The sequence below is a fragment of the Streptomyces adustus genome, assembly GCF_009377175.1.
Lineage (GTDB): Bacteria > Actinomycetota > Actinomycetes > Streptomycetales > Streptomycetaceae > Streptomyces > Streptomyces adustus.
The window spans coordinates 1-19585 of sequence record NZ_VJZD01000109.1 but is presented as its reverse complement, the minus strand read 5'-3'; the positions used below and the strand labels follow the sequence as shown (position 1 = coordinate 19585).

Annotated in this window: 14 protein-coding genes; 1 reads left to right on the top strand and 13 read right to left on the bottom strand. The window is 70.1% G+C overall.

From position 1 onward, the window contains the following. Positions 1 to 106: 106 nt before the first annotated feature. The 9 genes from FNH09_RS24870 to adhE form a co-directional block, all read right to left on the bottom strand. Positions 107 to 1105 carry a sugar phosphate isomerase/epimerase family protein gene (locus tag FNH09_RS24870; protein WP_152891682.1) on the bottom strand — a complete coding sequence of 333 codons (999 nt, stop codon included), beginning with the start codon at positions 1103 to 1105 and terminating at the stop codon, positions 107 to 109. Between the two features lie 12 nt (positions 1106 to 1117). Then, positions 1118 to 2338 carry a Gfo/Idh/MocA family protein gene (locus FNH09_RS24865; RefSeq protein WP_152891679.1) on the bottom strand — a complete coding sequence of 407 codons (1221 nt, stop codon included), beginning with the start codon at positions 2336 to 2338 and terminating at the stop codon, positions 1118 to 1120. Between the two features lie 77 nt (positions 2339 to 2415). Further along, positions 2416 to 3456, bottom strand: a complete 1041-nt coding sequence (locus FNH09_RS24860; protein ID WP_152891677.1) for a substrate-binding domain-containing protein — start codon at positions 3454 to 3456, stop codon at positions 2416 to 2418. 17 nt (positions 3457 to 3473) lie between these two features. After that, positions 3474 to 4493, bottom strand: coding sequence for an ABC transporter permease (locus FNH09_RS24855; RefSeq protein WP_152891674.1), 1020 nt, complete (start codon positions 4491 to 4493; stop codon positions 3474 to 3476). Beyond that, positions 4490 to 6007 (bottom strand): sugar ABC transporter ATP-binding protein, encoded by a 1518-nt coding sequence (locus tag FNH09_RS24850; protein WP_152891672.1) that lies wholly within the window; start codon positions 6005 to 6007, stop codon positions 4490 to 4492. The genes FNH09_RS24855 and FNH09_RS24850 overlap by 4 nt, the downstream gene beginning before the upstream one ends. Positions 6008 to 6230: 223 nt before the next feature. After that, positions 6231 to 7412, bottom strand: coding sequence for an ROK family transcriptional regulator (locus FNH09_RS24845; protein WP_152891669.1), 1182 nt, complete (start codon positions 7410 to 7412; stop codon positions 6231 to 6233). Positions 7413 to 7645: 233 nt separating this feature from the next. Continuing rightward, positions 7646 to 8470: a pyruvate formate-lyase-activating protein gene (gene pflA, locus FNH09_RS24840; protein ID WP_152891667.1), complete on the bottom strand. Its 825-nt coding sequence runs from the start codon at positions 8468 to 8470 to the stop codon at positions 7646 to 7648. An 85-nt stretch (positions 8471 to 8555) separates the two neighbouring features. Next, positions 8556 to 10820 carry a formate C-acetyltransferase gene (gene pflB / locus FNH09_RS24835; protein ID WP_152891664.1) on the bottom strand — a complete coding sequence of 755 codons (2265 nt, stop codon included), beginning with the start codon at positions 10818 to 10820 and terminating at the stop codon, positions 8556 to 8558. 68 nt (positions 10821 to 10888) lie between these two features. Next, positions 10889 to 13585: a bifunctional acetaldehyde-CoA/alcohol dehydrogenase gene (gene adhE / locus FNH09_RS24830; protein ID WP_152891662.1), complete on the bottom strand. Its 2697-nt coding sequence runs from the start codon at positions 13583 to 13585 to the stop codon at positions 10889 to 10891. 388 nt (positions 13586 to 13973) lie between these two features. Between adhE and FNH09_RS24825 the strand changes: the two genes are divergently transcribed. Next, positions 13974 to 14423 carry a hypothetical protein gene (locus FNH09_RS24825; protein ID WP_152891660.1) on the top strand — a complete coding sequence of 150 codons (450 nt, stop codon included), beginning with the start codon at positions 13974 to 13976 and terminating at the stop codon, positions 14421 to 14423. A 13-nt stretch (positions 14424 to 14436) separates the two neighbouring features. On the opposite strand, the gene FNH09_RS24820 is transcribed toward FNH09_RS24825, so the two are convergent. The 4 genes from FNH09_RS24820 to FNH09_RS24805 form a co-directional block, all read right to left on the bottom strand. Next, the gene (locus FNH09_RS24820; protein ID WP_152891658.1) at positions 14437 to 15567 is read right to left on the bottom strand and encodes a hypothetical protein; all 1131 of its coding nucleotides are present in this window, start codon (positions 15565 to 15567) and stop codon (positions 14437 to 14439) included. 297 nt (positions 15568 to 15864) lie between these two features. Then, complete coding sequence (locus FNH09_RS24815; protein WP_162469046.1) at positions 15865 to 16293, bottom strand: VOC family protein; 429 nt, start codon at positions 16291 to 16293, stop codon at positions 15865 to 15867. A 458-nt stretch (positions 16294 to 16751) separates the two neighbouring features. Continuing rightward, on the bottom strand, positions 16752 to 17750 hold the full coding sequence (locus tag FNH09_RS24810; protein ID WP_162469050.1) for a phosphotransferase: 999 nt from the start codon (positions 17748 to 17750) through the stop codon (positions 16752 to 16754). Between the two features lie 199 nt (positions 17751 to 17949). Then, positions 17950 to 19197 (bottom strand): cytochrome P450 family protein, encoded by a 1248-nt coding sequence (locus tag FNH09_RS24805; RefSeq protein WP_152891656.1) that lies wholly within the window; start codon positions 19195 to 19197, stop codon positions 17950 to 17952. Positions 19198 to 19585: the final 388 nt, after the last annotated feature.

The following is a 19585-nucleotide window of genomic DNA, read 5'->3' as shown; positions in this document are numbered from 1 at the left end:
GGTGCGTACGCCGGGATGCGCCGTCATCCCGGAGCCGTGACGAGCGGACGCGGGGGTCCGTCGTCCGGACCGGGGTCGGACCGGTCCGGACCACGGGCCCTGTGCGTCAGCTGGAGAAGGCCGCGTCGAACGAGGCCGACGGCGGTTCGAAGTCGTAGGCCCGCAGGCGGGTGAGAGCCTCGGGGGCGCCCTGGAGCCGGTCCATGCCGGCGTCCTCCCACTCCACGGAGACGGGTCCGCGGTAGTCGATCGAGCGCAGCATGCGGAAGACGTCCTCCCAGGGCACGTCGCCGTGTCCGGCCGAGACGAAGTCCCAGCCGCGGCGCGGGTCGCCCCAGGGCAGGTGGGAGCCGAGGCGGCCGTTGCGGCCGTCGAGGCGCTTGCGGGCTTCCTTGCAGTCGACGTGGTAGACGCGGTCGCGGAAGTCGTACAGGAAGCCGACCGGGTCGAGGTCCTGCCACACGAAGTGGGAGGGATCGAAGTTCAGGCCGAACGCCGGGCGGTGGCCGACCGCTTCCAGGGCGCGGTGGGTGGTCCAGTAGTCGTAGGCGATCTCGCCGGGGTGGACCTCGTGGGCGAAGCGTACGCCCTCGGTGTCGAAGACGTCGAGGATCGGGTTCCAGCGCTCCGCGAAGTCCTCGTAGCCGCGCTCGATCATCGACTCGGGAGCCGGCGGGAACATGGCGACCAGATGCCAGATCGCGGAGCCGGTGAAGCCGATGACCGTGTCGACGCCGAAGGCCGCGGCCGCCCGGGCGGTGTCCTTGATCCGCTCCGCGGCGCGCCGCCGTACGCCCTCGGGGTCGCCGTCGGCCCAGACGTCGCCCGGGAGGATGCCCCGGTGGCGTTCGTCGATGATGGCGTCGCAGACGGCCTGCCCGGTGAGGTGGTTGGAGATCGCCCAGCACTTCAGGCCGTACTTGTCCAGGAGTTGATGACGCGAGGCGATGTAGCCGGGGTCGGCGAGCGCCTTGTCGACCTCGAAGTGGTCTCCCCAGCAGGCGAGTTCGAGGCCGTCGTAGCCGAAGTCGCGGGCGAGACGGCACACCTCTTCCAGCGGCAGGTCGGCCCACTGGCCGGTGAACAGGGTGAACGGGCGCGGCATGTGACGGGCCTTTCAGTCCGCGACGGGCGTGTAGACGGAGTTCTTCCCGGCGCTCTCCTCCACCGCCGCCAGGACGCGCTGCACCTGGAGTCCGTCGGCGAAGGAGGGGTCGGGGCGGCGGCCTTCGTCGATGGCGTGGACGAGATCGCGTACCTGGTGGACGAAGGTGTGCTCGTAGCCGAGGCCGTGGCCCGGCGGCCACCAGGCGTCGATGTAGGGGTGGTCGGGTTCGGTGACGAGGATGCGGCGGAAGCCCGCCTCGGCGCCGGGGTCGGTGGCGTCGTGGAACCACAGCTCGTTCAGCCGCTCCAGGTCGAAGCAGAGGGAGCCACGTTCGCCGTTCAGCTCGATGCGCAGCGCGTTCTTGCGGCCGGTGGCGTACCGGGTGGCCTCGAAGGAGGCGAGGGCGCCGGAGGCGAACCGGCCGGTGAACAGGGCGGCGTCGTCCACCGTGACCGTGCCGGTGCCGGCCGCGGGCATCGCGGTCAGGCCGCTGCCGGCGCCACCGGGCAGCGGCCGCTCCCGTACGAACGTCTCGGTCAGCGCCGACACCCCGGCCAGCCGCTCCCCCGCCAGGTACTGGGCGAGGTCGACGATGTGGGCACCGAGGTCGCCGAGCGCGCCGGAGCCCGCGAGTTCCTTGCGCAGCCGCCAGGTCAGCGGGAAGCCCGGGTCGGTCAGCCAGTCCTGGAGGTACGCCACCCGCACGTGCCGCAGGGTGCCGAGCCGGCCGTCGGCGACCATCCGGCGGGCGAGCGCGGTGGCCGGCACCCGGCGGTAGTTGAAGCCGACCATCGCCAGCCGTCCCCGACCGTACGCCTCATCGGCGGCCCGTGTCATCGTCACGGCCTCGTCGACGGTGTTCGCGAGGGGCTTCTCGCACAGGACGTGCTTGCCGGCGGCCAGCGCGGCCAGGGCGATCTCGGCGTGGCTGTCACCGGGGGTGCAGATGTCCACGAGGTCGACGTCGTCGCGGGCGATCAGCGCCCGCCAGTCGGTCTCCACGGCCGCCCAGCCGAGCCGGTCGGCCGCCGTACGCGCCGCCGCGCCGTCCCGTCCGCACAGTACGGCCAGGACCGGTTGCCGGGGCAGGTCGAAGACGCGGCCCGCGGTGCGCCACCCCTGTGAGTGGGCGGCGCCCATGAAGGCGTAGCCGACCATGCCGACGCGCAGCGGCGGCTTCCCGGTGCCCGGTGGCGACTGTGGTTCCGCTGACGGCTGCGGCTGTTCCATGCGCTCGTCCTCCTGTCGGTCGTGGCGCGCTGGGGGGCTTGCGCCCCCAGCGCGGTGGGGGGTGCGGGCGGGTCCGATCACCGGAAGCCGGTGGACATGTACTGGTCGACGTTGGTCTTGTCGACGACGGCCGAGTAGAGCGTGATCGAGGCGGGGATCTCGAACTCGGCGAGGCCTCCGACCCCCTTGGCCTGGCCGAGGGCGCGGGCGAGGTCGATGGCGGAGGCGGCCATCGTGGGCGGGTACAGGACGGTCGCCTTCAGCACCCCGTCGTCCTGCTTGATCGCCTGGAAGGCGGAGAGCGCGCCGGCGCCGCCGACCATCAGGAAGTCGTCGCGTCCGGCCTGCTGGATGGCCCGCAGCGCGCCCACGCCCTGGTCGTCGTCGTGGTTCCACAGGGCGTCGAACTTCGACTGCGCCTGGAGGAGTTGCGCCATCTTCGCCTGGCCGGACTCGACGGTGAACTCGGCGGCCTGGCGAGCGACCTTCTGGATGTTGGGGTAGTTCTTCAGGGCGTCGTCGAAGCCCTGGGTGCGCTGCTTGGTCAGCTCCAGGTTGTCCAGTCCGGCGAGCTCGACGACCCGGGCGTTCGGCTTGTCCTTGAGCTTCTCGCCGATGTAGCGGCCGGCGTTGAGGCCCATGCCGTAGTTGTCGCCGCCGATGTAACAGCGGTAGGCCTGGGCCGAGTTGAAGATGCGGTCGAGGTTGATGACCGGGATGCCGGCGCGCATCGCCTTGAGGCCGACCTGGGTGAGCGCCTTGCCGTCGGCGGGCAGTACGACCAGGACGTCGACCTTCTTGTTGATGAGGGTCTCGATCTGGCCGATCTGCTGGGCGGTGTCGTTGGAGCCCTCGGTGACCTCCAGGGAGACGTCCGAGTACTTCTTGGCGCGGTTCTTGGCGTTGTCGTTGATGGCGTTCAGCCAGCCGTGGTCGGCCTGGGGTCCGGCGAAGCCGATGGTGACGTGCTTGCCGGGCTTGTCGTCGGCGGCCGGCTGGTTGTTCGCCGCGGTCTTGTCGTCCTTGGTGTCGTTGCTCGTGCAAGCCGTGAGCAGGGCTCCCGCGGAGACCGCCGCGGTTCCGAAGAGCAGTCCTCTGCGACTGGTGGTGTGTGACATGGCGGTGAACCCTTTCCTCAGTTCGTGCTCGCGGTGCGGCGCTGCACCAGGACGGCGGCGACGATGATGGCGCCCTTGGCGATCTGCTGGACGTCGCTCTGGAGGTTGTTCAGGGCGAAGATGTTGGTGATGGTGGTGAAGATCAGGACGCCGAGCACGGAGCCGGTGATGGTGCCGCGACCCCCGCTGAGCAGGGTGCCGCCGATGATCGCGGCCGCGATGGCGTCGAGTTCGTAGAGGTTGCCGTTGGTGTTCTGGCCGGAGCCGGAGAGCACGATCAGCAGGAAGGCGGCGATGCCGCAGCACAGCCCGGACAGCAGGTAGAGGTAGAGCCGCTGGCGGCGGACGTCGATACCGGCGAGCCGGGCGGCCTCCGCGTTGCCGCCGACCGCGACGGAGCGGCGGCCGAAGGTGGTGCGGTTGAGCGCGAGCCAGCCGGCGATCGTCACGAGTGCGAAGACCAGGACCAGCGGCGGGATGCCCAGCACGTAGGAGTCGCGCTCGCCGAGCTTGAGGACGCTGTCGATGCTGACGATCTGCGTCCTGCCGTCCGTGATCTGGAGGGCGAGTCCGCGCGCCGAGGCCAGCATGGCGAGGGTGGCGATGAAGGGGACCATCCCGCCGTAGGCGATCAGCAGTCCGTTGACCAGTCCGCAGCCGAGGCCGACGAGCATCGCGGTGAAGAGGATGCCGGCGAAACCGTACTCCTGGGTGGCGACCGTGGTCGCCCAGACGGAGGCTAGGGCGACGATGGCGCCGACGGAGAGGTCGATGCCGCCGGAGGTGATGACGAAGGTCATGCCGACCGTGACCACGCCGATCACGGAGGCCTGGGTGAGGACGAGTTGCAGATTGCGGGTGTCGAGGAACTCGTCGGGTTTGGTGATGCCGCCGATGACGACCAGCGCGGCGAGCACCCCGAGCAGGGAGAGGGTGCGGACGTCGGCGCGGGCCGGCAGGGCGCGCCAGGGGGTGAGTCGGCCGACCGGCGGTATCTTGCCGGCGGTGTCCCTAGGCGGGGAGACGGGCTGCGTCATGACGCCGGGGTTCCTTCCATGACGAGGTCGAGGACACGGTGTTCATCCAGTTCACGGGCGGGCGCCGTATGCACGACCCGGCCCTCGCGCAGCACCAGTACGCGATCGGCGAGGCCCAGCACCTCGGGCACCTCGCTGGAGACCAGCAGGACGGCGAGCCCGTCGTCGGCCAGGCGGCGTACCACCGCGTACAGTTCGGCGCGGGCTCCGACGTCGACGCCGCGGGTGGGCTCGTCCAGCAGCAGCACCCGGCAGCCGCGCAGCAGCCAGCGGGCCAGGACGGCCTTCTGCTGGTTGCCGCCGGACAGGGTACGGACCGGCACCTCCGGGTTGTCGGGCCGCAGGGACAACTCCCGCACGGCGGCCCGTGCGGCGCCGCGTTCGGCGCGCCGGTCGACCCAGCCGGCCCACGAGAAGCGGGACAGGGAGGAGACCGAGACGTTGCGGGTGACGGACTCCAGCATCAGCAGGGCCTGCGCCTTGCGCTCCTCCGGCGCCAGTCCGAGTCCGGCGCCCACGGCCGAGCGGACGCTCCCGGGGCGCAGGGTGCGCCCGTCGACGGACACGCTGCCCGCCGTGGGCCTGCGGGCGCCGTAGATCGTCTCCAGGATCTCCGAGCGGCCCGAGCCGACCAGTCCGGCCAGTCCGACGATCTCGCCGGGCCGCAGGTCGAGGTCGAGCGGGTCGAACTCGCCGTCGCGGGCCAGGCCCCGCACCCGCAGCACGGGTTCGGCGTCGGGTTCCCGCTCCGGCCGCTCCGGGAAGACGTACTCGACGTTGCGGCCGGTCATCAGGGCGACCACGTCCCGGGTCGGGGTGGTCTTGGCGGGCAGCCCGCCCGCCACCGCCCGCCCGTCCTTGAGCACGGTCACCCGGTCGCCGATGCGCCGGATCTCCTCCAGGCGGTGCGAGATGTAGACGACGGCGACGCCGTCGGCGGTGAGGTCGGCGACGATCCGGAAGAGGTTGTCCACCTCGTCGGGGTCGAGGGCGGCGGAGGGCTCGTCCATGACGATGAGCCGTACGTCGTGGGAGAGGGCCCGGGCCATGGACACGATCTGCTGCTGGGCCGCGGACAACTCCCCGACCAGGCGGGCGGGGTCGATCTCCGGATGGCCGAGTCGCTTGAGCAGCGCGGCCGTCGACGTTCGTGCCGTCCTGCCGCGGACGACGAAGCCGGCGGTGGTCGGCTCGTGCCCGAGGTGGACGTTCTCCGCCACCGACAGGTGCTCCACCAGGTCGAGTTCCTGGTAGATGGTGGCGATGCCCAGGCGCATGGCGGCGATGGGCGAGCGCAGGGTGACCGGCTCGCCGCGCCAGCTGATGGTGCCCTCGTCCGGCTGGTGGGCGCCGGCCAGGACCTTGATGAGTGTGGACTTGCCGGCGCCGTTCTGGCCGAGCAGACAGTGCACTTCCCCCGCCTGGACGTCGAGGTCGACACCGTCCAGGGCGCGGACACCGGGGAACGACTTGGCGATCCCGGACATGCTGAGCAGCGGTGGTTCTTGTGCCATGTGGGTTCCCCTCGGCAAACGTGCGGGCCGGTGTCAGGGCGTGCCGCGCCTGCGGCCGGACAGGCGTGCTGCGGCTCGGAGGGCAGGGCTGGGTGCCGTACGGACGAAAGGCGTCGTTACGTCGTTACACGAGTCAGTGAACTGTTACACGAGTCAGTGGGCGTGGTGGACGAAGGTCGCTCGCGCTGACGGAGGTCGGCGCGGTACGGAGCTGTTGTGGGCCTTACGCGGGTGAGAAGAGGTGGTCGCTGATGAGTCGGGCCGCGCCGATGACGCCGGCGCTGGGGCCCAACTCCCCCAGGACGATGGGCAGGTTGCGGGTGGCGAGCGGGAGTGACTGGCGGTAGACCTGGGTGCGGATGGCGGCGAGCAGGTTGTGGCCGAGGCCGGTCACCCCGCCGCCGATCACCACCAGGCCGGGGTTCAAGAAGGACACGAGTCCGGCGATGATCTGGCCGACATGGGTGCCGCCCTCACGGATCAGTTCGAGCGCGGTGGCGTCCCCCGCCGCGGCCGCCGCGGCGACGTCGGCGGCGGTGAGGGTGCCGTTCGTCTCGAACCGGCCCGCGAGTTCGACGGAGAGGCCCTGTTGGGCCGCCTGCATCGCGTCGCGGGCCAGTGCCGCCCCGCTGAAGTGGGCCTCCAGACAACCCCGGTTGCCGCAGGCGCAGGGCCGACCGTCGGGCACGGCCTGGATGTGGCCGATGTCGCCGGCACTGCCGGTCGTGCCCCGGTGGACCTGGCCGCCCGCGACGATGCCGCAGCCGATGCCGGTGCCGATCTTGACGCAGAGGAAGTCGGCCGTGGTGCGGGCGACTCCGGCGTGCTGCTCCCCCATGGCCATGAGGTTCACGTCGTTGTCGACCATGACCGGGCAGCCGAGCTCCTGGCTGAGCGCCTCCCGCACGGGGAAGCCGTCCCAGCCCGGCATGATCGGCGGGGCGACCGGTACACCGTCGGGGAAGCGGACCGGTCCGGGGACGCCGATGCCTGCGCCGTCGAACCCTCCGGCCAGCCCCGCGGCCTTCAACTTCCCTGCCATGTCGAGGACTTGCTCGAAGACCGCGACCGGACCCTCGCGGACGTCCATCGGCTGGTTGAGATGGCCGAGGATGTCCAGTTCGGGTGTGGTGACGGCGACGTCGACCGAGGTCGCGCCGATGTCGACGCCGAGGAACCTGAGGTCCGGGTTGAGTCGGATGTTGTGGGAGCGGCGGCCGCCGCGCGAGGCGGCGAGTCCGTCGGCCGCCACGAGCCCCGTCTCCAGCAGCCGGTCCACCTCGACGGCCAGCTTGGACCGTGAGAGGTCCATCCGGTCGCCCAGTTGGGCACGGGAGTTGGGGCCACCGTCACGCAGCAGCTTCAGCAGACGAGCCTGATGCGTGTTCGCCGGTCGAGCAGTCATGCGTCTCACGTGCCCCTCCCCGCCAGTTTCGGCCACCAGTGTCGGGCTTTCGACAGGGAACGTATCAGCGACAGCCGAACCTGGGAAGAAGCTGTGCACGCTTTACCGCAGTCTTTTTCCACTGAGAGGACAAAGAAGCGTCCGACCCGACGAACAGGCACCACAACGGGCGCTCCGCACACGGCACTTGACCGGCCCGGACCCACCCCCTGACGAGCGCACCGGCCGGGCGATCAGACCGCGTACAGGCCGTACGAGGTGAAGACGGAGCGGGCCTCGGAGACCTGGGCGGCGGTGGGGACGGGGGTGTCGGCGAGGGTGAACTCCATGCCCAGTTCCTCCCACTTGGCGGCGCCGAGCTTGTGGAAGGGCAGGACGTCCACGCGGCTGACATTGCCCAGGGACGCGGCGAAGGAGGCGACCCCGTCCACGTTCTCCCGCGGGTCGGTCAGGCCCGGGACCAGGACGAAGCGCACCCAGACCTCCTTGCCGAGGTCGGCCAGTCGGCGGGCGAAGGCCAGGGTCGGCTCCAACTGGCGTCCGGTCAGGCGCAGATACAGCTCCCGGTCCCAGGACTTGATGTCCAGCAGCACCAGGTCGACGCTCTCCAGCAGCGTGTCGGAGGCGCGGGCGCCGAGGAAGCCGGACGTGTCCAGGGCGGTGTGCAGGCCCAGTTCGTCGTGGCAGCGGCGCAGGATCTCGCCGGTGAAATCCGGTTGGAGCAGCGGCTCGCCACCGCTGATGGTGAATCCGCCGCCCGCGGCCCGGATGAACGTGACGTATTTCTTCACCTCCTCGACCATCGCGTCGGCCGTGGTGCGCTTGCCGTTGCGCATCCGCATGGTGTCGGGGTTGTGGCAGTACAGGCAGGCCAGCGGGCAGCCGGCGAGGAAGACGACGAAGCGGGTACCGGGGCCGTCCACACCGGTGGACAGGTCCCAGGAGTGCACCGAGCCGCTGACCGGCCCGGTGCCGCGCAGTACGGCGGCCTGTTCGGCGGGGTTGTCGGTGCTGACGGGGATGAGGGGCAGCAGGGCGCCCGGCTGGATCAGATTCATCACGAAGCCTCCTGGCGTCCCGTGTCCGGATGGACGGATGGCTCTCCCGGGGAACGCGCTGGGCGCGTTCCCCGGGAGGGGGTGGCTACAGCGAGCCGTGGAAGGTGCGGCTCAGCACGTCCAGCTGCTGCTCTCGCGTCAGCCGCACGAAGTTGACCGCGTAGCCGCTGACCCGGACGGTCAGCTGCGGGTAGTTCTCCGGGTGCTCCATCGCGTCCAGCAGCGTGTCGCGGTTGAGCACGTTGACGTTCATGTGGAAGCCCTGGGAGGTGACGAAGCCGTCCAGGACACCCGCGAGGTTGCGGACACGGTCCTCGGGAGTGCGTCCCAGTGCGTCGGGGGTGATGGTGTTGGTGAGCGAGACCCCGTCCTCGGCCTGCTCGTAGGGGAGTTTGGCGACCGACAGCGCGCTGGCGACGTAGCCGTGGGTGTCGCGGCCGTTCATCGGGTTGGCGCCCGGGGAGAACGGCTCGCCGGCGCGGCGGCCGTCGGGGGTGTTGCCGGTCTTCTTGCCGTAGACCACGTTGGAGGTGATGGTCAGCACCGACTGGGTGTGCTCGGAGCCCCGGTAGGTGGGGTGCTTGCGCACCTTGCGCATGAACTCCTCGACCAGCCACACCGCGATGGCGTCGGGCCGCTCGTCGTTGTTGCCGTACGCCGGGTACTCGCCCTCGGTGCGGTAGTCCACGACCAGCCCGCTCTCGTCGCGCACGGGCATCACCCGGGCGTACTTGATCGCCGACAGGGAGTCCGTGGCGACCGAGAGCCCGGCGATGCCGCACGCCATGGTGCGCCGGATGTGACGGTCGTGCAGCGCCATCTCCAGCCGCTCGTAGGCGTACTTGTCGTGCATGTAGTGGATGACGTTGAGGGCGTGGACGTAGGTCTCGGCCAGCCACTCCATCTGCTGGTCGAGGCGGGCCAGCACCTCGTCGTAGTCCAGCACCTCGGAGGTGATCGCCCCGGTGGCCGGGCCGATCTGGGCGCCGGACTTCTCGTCCCGGCCGCCGTTGATGGCGTACAGCAGGGTCTTGGCGAGGTTGACCCGGGCACCGAAGAACTGCATCTGCTTGCCTACCTCCATCGCGGAGACACAGCAGGCGATGGCGGTGTCGTCACCGAAGCGCGGGCGCATCAGCTCGTCCGACTCGTACTGGAGGCTGGAGGTGTCGATGGAGACCTGCGCGCAGAAGTCCTTGAAGCCCTGCGGCAGCGCCGGCGACCAGAACACGGTCATGTTGGGCTCGGGCGCCGGACCCAGGTTGTACAGGGTCTGGAGATAGCGGAAGGAGGTGCGGGTGACCAGGGTGCGGCCGTCCGCGCCGATGCCGCCGATCGACTCCGTCACCCAGGTCGGGTCGCCGGAGAACAGCTCGTCGTACTCCGGGGTGCGCAGGAAGCGTACGATCCGGAGCTTGATGATGAAGTCGTCGACCAGTTCCTGGGCTTCGCTCTCGTCCAACACCCCTGCGTCGATGTCCCGCTGGAGATAGACGTCGACGAACGTGGAGGTGCGGCCGAGCGACATCGCCGCGCCGTTCTGTTCCTTCACCGCCGCGAGGTAGGCGAAGTACAGCCACTGGATCGCCTCCCGGCCGCCGGCCGCAGGCCCGGAGATGTCGTACCCGTAGGAGGCCGCCATCTCCTTCAGCTCGCCCAGCGCCCGGATCTGCTCGGCGATCTCCTCGCGTTCGCGGATGACCTCCTCCAGCCGGGACGCGTCGTGGGGCATGGCGTCGAGGTCGGCCTTCTCCTCCTGCTTGGCCTTGATCAGCCGGTCCACGCCGTACAGCGCGACCCGGCGGTAGTCGCCGATGATGCGGCCGCGGCCGTAGGCGTCGGGCAGACCGGTGACGATGCCGGCCTTCCGGGCGGCCCGGATGTCCGGGGTGTACGCGTCGAACACCCCGGCGTTGTGGGTCTTGCGGTACTGGGTGAACACCCGCTCCAGCTCGGGCAGGACGGGATAGCCGTACGTCTCCAGCGCCCCGGCCACCATCCGCCAGCCGCCGTAGGGCATGATCGCCCGCTTCAGCGGGGCGTCGGTCTGGAGCCCGACGATCAGGTCCCGGTCCTTGTCGATGTAACCCGGCGGGTGGGCGGTGATGGTGGACGGGATGTCGTACGAGACGTCGTAGACGCCCTTGGCGCGCTCCTCGGGGAAGCGGTCGGTGATCTTCTTCCAGACCGCCGTGGTGCGCTCGGTGGGACCGGCCAGGAAGGAGCTGTCCCCCTCGTACGGGGTGTAGTTCTGCTGGATGAAGTCCCGTACGTTGATCTCGTCCCGCCACAGACCGCCCCGGAAGCCGTCCCAGGCGCTGCGGGTCGGCCGCTGCTGTTGCGTGGTCATCGATGCACGACTCCTTCGAAGTTCGGTGTCGAGGTTCGGAGTTCGGAGTTCGGAGTTGGCCGGTCGGCTCAGACCGGATCGCCGTAGTAGGCGGTACGCATCAGCTCCTGCATGTCGGCCAGCATCGGCAGCCTCGGGTTGGCGGGCGCGCACTGGTCCTCGTAGGCGTTCATCGCCTGCTCGGGCAGGGCGTCCAGGAAGGCCGCCTCGTCGACTCCGGCGTCCTTGAACGACCGCGGGATACCGACCTTGTCGCGCAGTTCCTCCACCGCCAGGGCCAGGGACTCCACCCCGTCCTCCGGGGTGGCGGCGGGCAGGCCCAGCATCCGGGCGACGTCCTGGTAGCGCTCGGGCGCGATGTAACTGCGGTACCTGGGCCAGCCGGTGACCTTGGTGGGGTTGCCGCCGTTGTAGCGGATCACGTGCGGCAGCAGCAGCGCGTTGGTGCGGCCGTGGGCAACGTGGAAGGTGGCGCCCAGGGTGTGCGCCATGGCGTGGACCACGCCGAGGAAGGCGGAGCCGAAGGCCATGCCCGCGATGGTGCCCGCGTTGTGCATCTTCTCCCGGGCCACCGGGTTGGTCGGGCCCTCGTTGACGGCCTTCTCCAGGTTGTCGAAGATCAGCCTGATGCCCTGGAGCGCCAGTCCGTCGGTGAAGTCGTTGGCGTACACGGAGACATAGGTCTCCAGGCAGTGGGTCAGCGCGTCGAAGCCCGAGTCGGCGGTGACGGCCCTGGGCATGCTCATGGTCAGCGCCGGGTCGCAGATCGCCACGCTCGGGGTCAGCGCGTAGTCGGCCAGCGGGTACTTCTGGCCGGTCTCGGTGTCGGTGATCACCGCGAAGGGGGTCACCTCGCTGCCGGTGCCCGAGGTGGTCGGGATGCACACCAGCCTGGCCTTCTCCCCCAGGTCGGGGAAGGTGAAGGCGCGCTTGCGGATGTCGAAGAACTTCTCCTTCAGGTCCGCGAACTCGAGCTCCGGGTGCTCGTACATCAGCCACATCACCTTGGCGGCGTCCATCGGCGAGCCGCCGCCGAGCGCGATGATGGTGTCCGGCTCGAAGTGGCGCATCATCTCGGCGCCCTTCTGCACGGTACGCAGGCTCGGATTGGGCTCGACGTTGTCGATCACCCGGATCTCCGGGATCTCGCTGCGACGGCCCAGGACGTCACGGATCCGCTCCAGGTGCCCGATCTCCACCATCGTCTTGTCGGTGACGATGACGAACTTGCGGGAGCCGCGCACATCGGCGAGGTACTTGATGCAGTCGCGCTCGAAGTAGATCTTCGGGGGGATCTTGAACCACTGCATGTTGTTGTTCCGCCGCCCGATGCGCTTGATCTGGATCAGGTTGAGCGCGGTGACGTTGCCGGAGACCGAGTTGCTGCCGTACGAGCCGCAGCCCAGGGTCAGCGACGGCATGAACGCGTTGTAGACGTCACCGATGCCGCCCTGCGAGGTGGGCGCGTTCCAGATCACCCGGCAGGCCTTCACGGCGTGCCCGTACTCCTCGGCGAAGGCCGCGTCCTCGGTGTGCACGGCGGCCGAGTGGCCCAGACCGTTGAACTCCACCATCTGCGTGGCCAGCCGCACGCCGTCGTCCCGGCTGTCCACCGTCAGGACGGCCAGCACCGGGCAGAGCTTCTCCCTGGTCAGCGGCTCGTCGATACCGACCTCCGAGACCTCGGCCAGCAGTACCGAAGTGTCCTCGGGTACCTCGAAGCCCGCGCCCTTCGCGATGGCGACCGCGCTCTGGCCGACGATGGCGGCGTTCAGCTGGGCGCCCGCGCAGTCCCGTCCGGCACCCTCGGCGACACCGAACAGGTACTGCTCCAGCAGCGCCTTCTCGTGCTCGTTCGTCTGGTACGCCTTGAGCTTGCGGAACTCCTCGATGGCCGCGTCGCGGATCTCCCGGTCCAGGATCACCGCCTGTTCCGAGGCGCACACCATTCCGTAGTCGTAGGTCTTCGACAGCACCACGTCGTTGATCGCGCGCTGGATGTCGGCGCTCTTCTCGATGTACGCGGGCACGTTGCCGGCCCCGACGCCCAGCGCCGGCTTGCCGCAGCTGTAGGCGGCCCGGACCATCGCGTTGCCGCCGGTGGCCAGGATCGACGACACCCCGGGATGGTTCATCAGGGCGCTGGTGGCTTCCTTGGAGGGATGCTCGATCCACTGCACGCAGTGTTCGGGGGCGCCCGCCTTCACGGCCGCGTCCCGGACGATCCGGGCGGCCTCGGAGGAACACTTCTGAGCGGCCGGGTGGAAGCCGAAGATGATCGGGTTGCGGGTCTTCAGCGCCATCAGCGCCTTGAAAATGGTGGTGGACGTGGGATTGGTGACGGGGGTGACGCCCGCCAGCACCCCGACGGGTTCGGCGATCTCCACGATCCCGTCGATGTCGTCACGGCGGATCACTCCGACCGTCTTCACGCCCTTCATCGAGTTGGTGATGTTCTCGCAGGCGAAGATGTTCTTGACGGCCTTGTCCTCGAAGACACCGCGCCCGGTCTCCTCGACCGCCATCATGGCGAGTCCGGTGTGCTCGGCGAGTGCGGCCAGGCTCGCCTTCTTCACTATGTGGTCGATCTGTTCCTGCGTGTAGTCGGCGTACTCCTCCAACGCCTCCAGACCACGCGCGACGAGCTCGTCCACGGCCCGGTCGACCTCGTTCGGATCGTTCTTGGCGACTGGAGCCGCGGCCGTCGGCGCGGTCGGGCCCGTTTCGGAGGTGTGCTGGCCGTCCTTCTTACGGCGGCTGGTCATCGGATCACCTTTCGTCAGCGGTGTGCCGAAACAGCCGGGCTCTAGCGGCTCGGGTGTACTACCAGCGTGGCATCGCCCACCCGATCGCGCAGATGAGCTGGTGGGCCCCTGTTTCCGGCCACCCGGACCGGCCCGGACGGGCCCACCCGCACCAGGTGGAGGGGCCGTACGGACCGACCGGGAGGGGGCCGACCGGCCCCGGCCCGCGGCGCTGTGACCGGAGCGCTGCCCTGCTGCTCGCGCCGGGTCGCCTCCCGTGGCGCAATCCCTTCGAGCCTCGCTCGCGTATCACCTCAGAGGAGGCGACGCCTCACGCGCAATGGGATCTTGACGGTTTCGCTCGTGCCCGGGCCGGTCTTCTCCGTACTCAGGAACAACGGGAGCCACCATGACCTCGGCCTCTGTCACCGACGTCACCCTTCGCGGACTGGGAGTCTGCTGCGCCCTGGGCAATGTGGTGCTGCACGGTCTCCTCATCCCCGATCATCTTGAGGAGAAGTTCTACATCGGTGTCCTGTTCGCCGTGGGCAGTGCCGTCATGCTGCTCGTGGCGGCGGCGCTGGCGACCTCGAAACGCGCCTTGGGTGCCTGGCTGACGGGGGCGACCGTCAGCCTCGGCATGATCGCCGGCTTCCTGCTGTCACGCACCGTCGGCCTGCCCGGCGGCTACTACGAACCCGGCTGGGAACCGCCGTACGGCCCCCTGTCCCTGATGGCCGAGGGATTGTTCGTCCTCACCTGCCTGGCCTGGCTGGGCGAGCGGTCGACGACCCGGGCCGCCCCGAAACCCACGGACCGTGTGCGCACCGCGCCCGGTTCCGGGCAGCGGACGCGCTGAACCCGGGGCGACGCTACGGCCGGCCCGGACCGGGCACGTAGTGCGCGAGGTAGGCGAGGAGTTCCGGATCGAGATCTCCGGCCCGCTCCTTGTCGTACACGGCGGACGAGAGTCGCGCCTCGACCAGGAACCGGTAGGCAAAGCTCTCCACGCTCGGCGCGGTCCAGAAGATCTCGCCGTCGGGCCCGTATCCGGCCGCGCGTTCCCTGGTGAAGTCCCGGTCCGAGCAGACCACGGCGGACTGTCCGTCGTGGTGCAGGTAGAGGTACCACATGACGCAGCTCTGCTGATCGCGGAAGAAGAGCACCATGCGGTCGGCCGGGTCGGCAGGACTGGACAGCGGGCCGGACACGTCGGTCCAGGCACCGCCGCCCTCGCGGTCGAGGCAGCGGTGCAGGTTGGCCCGCGTGATCAGCGCCGTGAAGTCCGCGGGAAGCGCGAGACCGTCTTTCGCCAGAGCGGCCTCGATCGGATCCGTGACGGCCGTCCGGTGGTCGAGCGGATCACCGATGTCGCCGAACCAGGCGAAGTCGCCGACGAAGGACTCCTCGTCCAACGGCGGAATCGTGTCCAGCGGATAGGTCCGGAACCACGCGAAGGCGCGCCCCTGTCCGTCGTACGGCCGGTAGGGCTCGATGCCGTACCCGGCCCACAACGCCGGAAGGCGCACCGCGGCGGGGCCGTCGCCGATCCGGCGGAATCCGTCCTCGGGGTGCGCGTGCGCGGGAGGACGGGTCGCGAGGACGCGGGTCGTCGAGCGCGCCGGGGTCCGCGGCAGCCGGATGTCCGGCCGACCGAGTTCGTCCGCCGGCCGGACGTATCCGGGCTGGTCCTCGGGCCGGGGCCGGGGTACGGCCGGGACGCTCACCCGGAAGCCGTCACGTCGCTCCTCGGGCCACCGCGCGTCGATGGCGAGGGCCGCGACCTTGCAGTCGGGGCATTCGTCGGGGTAGCCGCCCCACATGCCGAACTGGGAGCCGGTCATGTCCGGTTTCTCGATCCCGCAGAGCGTCCGGTGGAAGTAGCCGTACGCGTGGCGGTGGGCGTCCGGCAGCATGTCCGTCCACGCCGCCTCCCACCGGATGTCCCAGGGACAGTGCCCGGGGCGGCTGATCTCGGCGTCCGGGGTCCCGAACTCGGTCACCGCGTAGCACCACGTGCAGACCCAGCGCTCGCGACACCATCGCGACGGTGCGCTCCCCCACCTCGTCATCTCGTGATCACAGACGTCGCAGCGCATGACGGAATCCTGCCATGCGCGCCGACGGCTCGGAGCCCCCGCGGTGGTGCAGGACGCCACTCCTCGGCGCCGCGACGCCCGAGGAAGACCGGTGCGGGTCCCCTGCTCGGGCGGCGGAACCTCCGATGACCCGGTCAGGCGTCGCTGTCCGGGTCCCGGGACATCTGTTGGCTGTCTCCACCCCGTCGATTCACGGGGCGGTCAGTCGATGCAGAACTCGTTGCCCTCGATGTCCTGCATGACGATGCAGGAGTCGTTGCCGTCGTAGAGGAGTCGTACGCGTACGGCGCCGAGCGGGACCAGTCGTGCGCACTCGGCTTCGAGTACGGCCAGGCGCTCCTCACCCATGAGACCGGTGCCGACCCGCACGTCGAGATGCACCCGGTTCTTGACGACCTTCCCTTCGGGGACACGCTGGAAGTACAGCCGCGGGCCGACACCCGAGGGATCACCGCACGCGAACCATGAATCCCGATCCTCCGGGGACTGGGAGCTGTTGTACGCGTCCCACGTGGCGAATCCCCCCGGCGGCGGGGGCACCACGTACCCCAGGACCTCGCACCAGAAGCGGGCGAGACGTTCGGGTTCGGCGCAGTCGAAGGTGACTTGGAACTGTTTGATCGATGACACCGGCGCACCATAGCAGGGGTCCGGTTGCTCATCTCCCTTGTGGATATCGGCGTGTTGACGAAGCGACGGACACGCGTGACGGGAGATTCCGCCAAGTACGCCGCCATGGAAGGCTGTTGGTCTCCGGTCAGAGTGGAGCAGGGGACTGCGAGGGGGATCGCCCGGTGTCGTGTGCGATGAGCGGGACGGCGCGACCCGGGCTGGTGGACCACTGCCTGGATAGGGCTGTGGGGCGTGCCGGCCGCCGTCGCGGCCCTCTGGCCGCGGGAACTGTCCCGTCCCTGGCTCCGGTTCACCCGCAACTGCCGTGCAGCCGTCGCCCGGGCCCTGACCGGCATGAGCCCGGACACATCCCGCCGGGTGTCCATCAGCTCGTCGAAGCCGTCCGACCCGCCCGCGCCGACGGTCGTGGCCGACGCGAAGCCCCGGGTCGGCGACGACTGACCGCGGTCCGTGGGTCAGGAGGTCGCTTCCCGGATCTCGTCCAGGGCCCCGACGAGTTGTGGGGCGACCTCCTCCTCCCGCCACCGGAGGGCGTCCTCCCCCATCTTCCGGGGGACCGTCTCGACCAGCATGATCAGGTAGAGGTAGGCACGGTAGAGGGCGAGGCGGAGAAGGGCCGGTGGGTCGAACCCGGTGCGACCGCCTGCCTCCCGGTAGCCGGCCAGAAAGGCCTCGTCGTTCCTGATGTTCCCCAGGAGGGCCAGGGAGACGAAGTCGGCCAGGGGGTCGCCCCAGAGCATGCGCTCGCCGTCGATGAGTCCGCCGATGCGCACCGGGTCCGCCGGGCGTACCGACTCGGCCGACCGTTCCCGCTCGGCCGGGCGCTCCACGAGGACGTTGCCTCTCCACAGGTCGAAGTGGACGAGGGCGGGCACGGTGACCTCGTCGAGCGCGTCGTACGCGGCACGGAGCCCGCGGTCGATCTCGGCAGTCGGCCTGGGCAGCCTGGCCTCGAAGCGGCGCGCGTCGTCGAGGACCGCGTCGAGCATTCCGGTGAAGGCGGTCCGCCAGTCGGCCGCGAGCGGGCCGAGCGCACCGGACGGGTATCCGAAGGCCGGTCCGGTGACCCGGTGCAGGGCGGCCACCTGACCACCCAACTCGGTTCGCAGGCCTGCCTGTTCGGCCTCGGTGAGCGAGCCGTCCCAGGGGGTGCCGGGGCACGCCGTCATCAACAGCGTGGTGTTGTCGTCGTCCAGGGCGAGAAGGCGGGGCGCCGGCACCCCCGCCTCCTCGGCACGACGGTAGAACTCCGCCTCGGAGACGAGGAGTCGGCTCTCGTAGCGCAGCCCCGGAGCGTCCGGCGCGGTCTTCAGTACGCAGCGGCTGCCGTCGGTGAGCACGAGCTCCTCGACGGTGTTGTACGTGCCGCCGCTCAGCGGGCGCACCCGGGCCAGGCGCTCGGGCGGGATCCCCGCACCGTCGAGGATGCCTCGCGCCCGTTTCCAGGAGTCCACCGCGTTCGCCCGCCTCTCCCCGTCGGCCACCCGGCCGCGTACACGTCCTTGATGTTCCGGCCGTCCGCGATCAGTGTGCCGAGCCGTGCCCCGGGCACCGACCTGCCGGAGTCCGACGCGGGGCCGGCCCAGCGTACGTGCGTCCCGCCGCCCTCCGCATCCGCTTGCCGCTGTTCGTCGGGCGGGCGGGAGACGGGCTTCAGCGTCGGACCGGGCGGACCGGGAGCGCTTGGACGCTGTTGCCGATGAAGCTGCGCTGGTGGGGCAGTTCGGCCTCGGGGACGGCGAGGTCGAGGTCCGGGAAACGGGTGAAGAGCCGTTCCAGGGCGATGGTCGCCTCCAGGCGGGCGAGCGGGGCGCCCATGCAGTAGTGCACGCCCTGGCCGAAGGAGAGGTGCCGGGCCGCGCCGGGCCGGGTGACGTCGAAGCGGTCGGCGTCCGGGCCGTGGAACGCCTCGTCCCGCCCGGCGGCCGTGTAACCGGCGAGGACCGGGGTGCCCTGGGGGATGACGGTGCCGCCGAGGGCCAGGTCGCGGGTGGGGTAGCGGAAGGGGAACCAGCTGACCGGACCGTCCCAGCGCAGCGTCTCGTCCACCACGTCCGACCAGGTGACCCTGCCCTCCAGGACCAGCGCCAGCTGGTCCCGGTGCGTGCACAGGGCCCGTACGGCATTGCTGATCAGGTTGAGCGTGGTCTCGTGGCCGGCGACCAGCATCAGGCGCATCGTGCCGATGAGCTCGGCCTCGCTGAGCCGGTCGCCGCCGTCCTCGCGAGCGGCTATCAGGGCGCTGGTCAGGTCGTCGCCGGGAGCGGTCCTGCGGGCGGCCGCGATCGTGCCGAGCAGTTCGACGAGCTCGCGTACGGCGGCCATCACCTCCGCCGGGGTGGTGTCGGTGGCGATGATCACGGTGTACGTGAGGTCGTGCAGCCGAGCGCGATACTCGGCGTCCACACCGAGCAGCTCGCAGATGACACTCAGCGGGAGCGGCAGCGCGAAGTGCGTACGCAGGTCCGCGATGCCCTCCGGGTCCTCGGCGGCGGCCTGTCCGAGGTCGTCGAGGAGGGCGGCGGTGAGCTCCTCGATGCGCGGTCGCAGCCGTTCGACCTGGCGGACGGTGAACGCGTTGCCGACGAGCGAGCGCAGTCGGCGGTGGTCGGCACCGTCGGCGGTGTGCATGCCCTGGGCGTTGGCGAAGACCCGCAGCGGCCAGTCCGCCGGGATAGTGCCGTCGTTCAGCGCCGGGCAGTGGCGGGCGTCCTTGGCCACATCGGGGTGGGAGAGGAACTCCTTGAGCGCGTCGTGCCCGACGACGACCGCCGCGGGCACCCCGCCGGGCAGCACGACGTCCGCGACGGGCCCCGAGGCCCGCAGCTCGGCGTTCAGGGCGTGCGGGCAGCCACCGGCTGGGTCGACGACGTGAGCGGGAGCGGGGATGTGGGAGGACAAGCCGAAACTCCTGACCGTATGAACGAATGCCGCGCCAACAGTGCGGTGCCGACGGGCGGTTGTACAAATACATTCCGGCGAGACCGCGGTCACATTCACCCCACCGCACCGTGAACCCGCGTGCGCGCAGTGTCGCGGAACCGGTGAAGCACCCCACATGACGCACGTCACTCACTACCCGCGATAGTGGACGAAAACGGGCATGTTTGGACACGCATCCATGCCTTGACCTGCGGATTGAGAGCCAGCTCACACGAACCGGCAAACACCCCAATGCGGCCACAACTAGTAAAAGGGGTCATTGCGGACATCGGTCGGGGCTGGTTGTCTTGAGGACGTCGCCAGGCACCACGGCCCCCCAGGGGTCACGGTGCCTCCGCATGCCAGG

Bases quoted from the DNA above. Each gene is read 5' to 3' on its own strand.
- FNH09_RS24870 (WP_152891682.1), bottom strand. From the start codon at position 1,105: ATGCCGCGCCCGTTCACCCTGTTCACCGGCCAGTGGGCCGACCTGCCG.
- FNH09_RS24865 (WP_152891679.1), bottom strand. From the start codon at position 2,338: ATGGAACAGCCGCAGCCGTCAGCGGAACCACAGTCGCCACCGGGCACC.
- FNH09_RS24860 (WP_152891677.1), bottom strand. From the start codon at position 3,456: ATGTCACACACCACCAGTCGCAGAGGACTGCTCTTCGGAACCGCGGCG.
- FNH09_RS24855 (WP_152891674.1), bottom strand. From the start codon at position 4,493: ATGACGCAGCCCGTCTCCCCGCCTAGGGACACCGCCGGCAAGATACCG.
- FNH09_RS24850 (WP_152891672.1), bottom strand. From the start codon at position 6,007: ATGGCACAAGAACCACCGCTGCTCAGCATGTCCGGGATCGCCAAGTCG.
- FNH09_RS24845 (WP_152891669.1), bottom strand. From the start codon at position 7,412: ATGACTGCTCGACCGGCGAACACGCATCAGGCTCGTCTGCTGAAGCTG.
- pflA (WP_152891667.1), bottom strand. From the start codon at position 8,470: ATGAATCTGATCCAGCCGGGCGCCCTGCTGCCCCTCATCCCCGTCAGC.
- pflB (WP_152891664.1), bottom strand. From the start codon at position 10,820: ATGACCACGCAACAGCAGCGGCCGACCCGCAGCGCCTGGGACGGCTTC.
- adhE (WP_152891662.1), bottom strand. From the start codon at position 13,585: ATGACCAGCCGCCGTAAGAAGGACGGCCAGCACACCTCCGAAACGGGC.
- FNH09_RS24825 (WP_152891660.1), top strand. From the start codon at position 13,974: ATGACCTCGGCCTCTGTCACCGACGTCACCCTTCGCGGACTGGGAGTC.